Source organism: Halomonas sp. BM-2019 (assembly GCF_017584085.1).
Genome location: NZ_CP071922.1, coordinates 2,385,942 through 2,389,665, shown reverse-complemented (window position 1 = coordinate 2,389,665; position 3,724 = coordinate 2,385,942). Strand labels below are relative to the sequence as shown.

The 3,724-nt window shown below is 69.4% G+C and carries 4 protein-coding genes; 3 read left to right on the top strand and 1 reads right to left on the bottom strand.

Going from position 1 to position 3,724, the window contains the following annotated elements:
- Positions 1 to 539, bottom strand: a 539-nt coding sequence (locus J5F18_RS11890) for a Fe-Mn family superoxide dismutase (protein ID WP_346298837.1), incomplete at its 3' end; no start/stop codon positions are given.
- Between the two features lie 231 nt (positions 540 to 770).
- Here J5F18_RS11890 and J5F18_RS11885 point away from each other — a divergent pair.
- The 3 genes from J5F18_RS11885 to J5F18_RS11875 form a co-directional block, all read left to right on the top strand.
- Positions 771 to 1,544 carry a hypothetical protein gene (locus J5F18_RS11885; protein WP_346298836.1) on the top strand — a complete coding sequence of 258 codons (774 nt, stop codon included), beginning with the start codon at positions 771 to 773 and terminating at the stop codon, positions 1,542 to 1,544.
- 77 nt (positions 1,545 to 1,621) lie between these two features.
- Positions 1,622 to 3,484 carry an autotransporter assembly complex family protein gene (locus J5F18_RS11880; protein ID WP_346298835.1) on the top strand — a complete coding sequence of 621 codons (1,863 nt, stop codon included), beginning with the start codon at positions 1,622 to 1,624 and terminating at the stop codon, positions 3,482 to 3,484.
- Positions 3,448 to 3,724, top strand: a 277-nt coding sequence (locus J5F18_RS11875; protein WP_346298834.1) for a hypothetical protein, incomplete at its 3' end; no start/stop codon positions are given. The genes J5F18_RS11880 and J5F18_RS11875, both read left to right, overlap by 37 nt.

Genomic DNA, 3,724 nt, shown 5'->3' with positions numbered 1-3,724 from the left:
TTCCAGACGTTCTCGAGGTACTTGGGACGCGCGTTGCGGTAATCGATGTAGTAGGCGTGTTCCCACACGTCGATGGTCAGCAGCGGGGTCTGGCCGTGGGCGATCGGGGTGTCGGCATTGCTGGTATTGACGATGTCGACGCCGCCGTCGGCGGTCTTGATCAGCCAGGTCCAGCCGGAGCCGAAGTTGGCCACGGCGTTGGCATTGAAGGTCTCCTTGAACTTCTCGAAGGAGCCGAACTTGGCGTTGATGGCCTCGGCCAGGGCGCCGCCGGGCTCGCCGCCTCCGTTGGGCGACAGGCAGTGCCAGTAGAAGGTGTGGTTCCACACCTGTGCCGCCTGGTTGAACAGGCCGCCGGAGGAGGACTTGATGATCTCTTCCAGAGACTTGCCGGCATCATCGGTGCCCTCGGTGAGCTCATTGAGCTTGGTCACGTAGGCCTGATGGTGCTTGCCGTAGTGGTACTCGAGGGTCTCCGCGGAAATGTGCGGCTCGAGTGCGTTCTTCTCATACGGCAGGGCGGGCAATTCGAATGCCATTCAGGTTCTCCTCGGTCGTCACGGTTGAGTTACAGCAGTCATCCATGGTGGGTATTCCTTGCCTGGACTTCAAGGGGCCACTCCGTTGGCCGGGCCCCGTGCGCCCTGGGGCAAAAAAACCGTACACTACAGCGACGCTGTACAGGGTGCCGCGGCATCATAGCACCCGCTCGATAGGGCGCCAATTCCACCCCGTCCCCCGCGAGCCCACCGCCGAACGAGGAGTTCTCCATGGCAGAGCGCCATGACGACCGCCCCCAGACCCGGCCGATCGTCCCGGATCCGGACGCCAGTCTGTCGCCCTATCGGTTACGCCCCCCGCCGCCGCCGCGGGTCTGGCCGCTCTGGCTGCTGCTGCTGGCCCTGCTGGGCGCGGTCGGCGGCGGGGGCTATCTCGCCTGGGAGGAGCGCCAGCGCCTGGAGGGGGAGCTGGCTCGCCTCTCGGGCGAGCTGTCCAATATCCATGCGCGCTTCGACACCGCCCTGGGCGAGGGCGAAACCCTGGAGCGGATCGAGAGTCGCCTGACGGCCCTGGAGCGGCGCGACGAGGCCCATGACGGCCTGCTGGCGGTCCTCGAGGAGGACCTCGCCTCGGGCCTCGAGGCGATGCTGGCGGCGACCCAGGTCTCACTCGCCGCCCTGGAACGCGCCGGGGCCGAGGGGCGGGCGGCCCTGGCGGATGCCCTGGAGGCTCAGGGGGATGACCTGGCCGCGCTGGTCGGGGAGCGGCGGCGTGACCGGGAGCGGCTGGCCGCACTGGACGATCGGCTGTCGACCCTGGAAGCCGAGGCGGGCGAGGGCGAGGCCGAAACCCATCGCGATGCGCTGGCCGAGCGCCTGGCCGCGCTCAACGAGGATCTTGAAGGCGTCATCGCGGACAGGGATGATGAGCGTGAACGTGAGGATGCCAGGGCGGCTCGCCTGGCCGCCCTGGAGGCGGAGATCGGCGAGCTGCGCCGTACCCAGCTGGCCCTGAGTGCGCGGCTCGAGGCGCTGCGCCCTTGAGAGCCGCGCCTGACCGTGAACAGCAGGGCGCACTCCGCTGGCATCCCGTCGAGTCGCAGAGAGCAAGGCGTCGAGAGATGAAGAATCCTGTGGGTACACGCCTGAGAGCCGCGACTCTGGGGATCGGCCTGGCGCTGCTGCCGAGCTGGGCGGCGGCACTCGATGTGCGCATCGACGGCATCGAGGGGCCCGTGGCCGATAACATCCGCCACTACCTGGACGCGCTGGACCCCGAGCAGTTCACCCGCACCCGCGTGGAGGGGGAGACCCAGCGGCGCACCCGCGAGGCCATGCGCGTCTATGGCTACTACGAGCCCAGCATCCAGCTGCGCCTCGACGAGCGTGACCCGCCGCGGCGCGTCGACCTGGTGATCGATCCCGGCCCGCGGGTCACCATCGAGCGCCTGTCGTTCCGGTTGGCCGGTGATGCCCGCCAGGACCCGCCCTTCCAGGAGGCCATCGACGCCTTTCCCCTCAGCGAGGGCGACCCGCTGGTCCATGCTCCCTACGACCGCCTGCGCTCCCGCCTGGCCAACCTGGCCCTGGAGCGCGGCTACTTCGACTGGCGCTTCACCGATCGTCGTATGGAGGTTCGGCCCTTCGCCGAGAGTGCCCGCCTCTACCTGGCGCTGGACAGCGGCCCCCGCTACCGCTTCGGCGAGGTCACCCTCAGCGGCAGCCATATCGAACCCGACCGGCTGCGCAACATGCTGACCTTCGCCCCAGGTGACCCCTACCTGGCCGGTGAACTGGCCCGCTACAATCAGCGCCTTGGCCAGACCCGCTGGTTCGGCTCGATCACGGTGCGCCCCCGGCTGTTGGAGGGCGAAGCGCTGCAAGTGGACGAGGAGGACGCCCCGGGATGGTGGGGCGAGCTCGACGCCTCCGGGGAGGCGGCAGACACCCCGCCACGCCTCGAGACAGCGGCCGTGGATGCCGCCGCCGCGGTGAGCCGGCGTGGTCCGCCGGAGGTACCCGTGGACGTCACCCTGACCCCGGCCGACCGCCACCAGTTCGAGGTGGGCGTGGGCTATGCCACCGACGTGGGACCCCGGCTGCGTTTCGCCTGGAACCAGCCCTGGATCAACCGCTTCGGGCACAGCCTGGACCATGACCTCTTCCTGTCGGCGCCGGAGCAGCGCTTCGCCGGCGTCTACGCCATGCCGCTGGACAACCCGCTGCGGGACAGCTACCGCTTCCAGTACGGTTTCCGCCACCGCGACAACCAGGACACCCGCTCCCTGGAAGCGACCCTGGAGGGGGCACGGCGCTGGGAGTTCGAGAACCACTGGGTGCAGACCCTCTACGTGCGCAGCACCTTCGAGGACTTTACCCAGGGGGGCGAATCGGAACAGGTGGTGATCCTCTATCCCGGCGTCAGCTGGTCACGTACCCGCACCCGCAACCCGACCTTCCCCACCTGGGGCGATCGCCAACGTATCGCCTTCGAGGTCTCCGATGGCCTCTGGGGCTCTGACGCCGACTTCCTGCGCGTGACCGGCGAGTCGCACTGGATCCGCATGTTCGGCGAGGACATCCGTCTGGTGACCGGGGTGGAGTTCGGGGCCATCGAGACCGATGACTTCAACAAGGTCCCGCCCTCGCTGCGCTTCTTCGCCGGCGGCGATCGCAGCGTGCGCGGCTACGCCTACGAGAGCCTATCGCCGCGCAACGAGGAGGGCCGCCTGATCGGCGGCCAGCAGCTGCTGACCGCCAGCGCCGAGCTGCAGCGCCGCCTCACCGGCAACTGGTGGGGGGCCGCCTTCGTCGACACCGGCGACGCCTTCGAGGAGTGGGCCCCGGAGGACCTCAATACCGGTGCCGGCCTCGGCGTGCGCTGGATCTCCCCCGTGGGCCCGATCCGCTTCGATATCGCTCACCCCTTCGACGACGAGGACAATGCGTGGCGCATCCACTTCGCCATCGGTCCAGAGTTCTGAGCCTGCTCTGGGCCCTGCTTCGCCTGCTGATCCTGCTGCCGATCACCCTGCTGGGGGCGGCCGTCCTGGCGCTGGGCCTGGCGCTCTCGCCCTGGGGCACGGGGCTGCTGCTCGACGCCGGGGCGCGCCAGGGCTTCTACACCCTGGAGGCCCACGAGGGGGCGCCGCTGGATCGCCTGGTGCTGCACGGCCTCAAGCTCGAGGCCGGCCCGGCGGCCGTGGCCGCCCGCCGCATCGAGC

Excerpts from the sequence above, each read along its gene's own strand:
- J5F18_RS11885 (WP_346298836.1), top strand. The coding sequence starts at position 771 with ATGGCAGAGCGCCATGACGACCGCCCCCAGACCCGGCCGATCGTCCCG.
- J5F18_RS11880 (WP_346298835.1), top strand. The coding sequence starts at position 1,622 with ATGAAGAATCCTGTGGGTACACGCCTGAGAGCCGCGACTCTGGGGATC.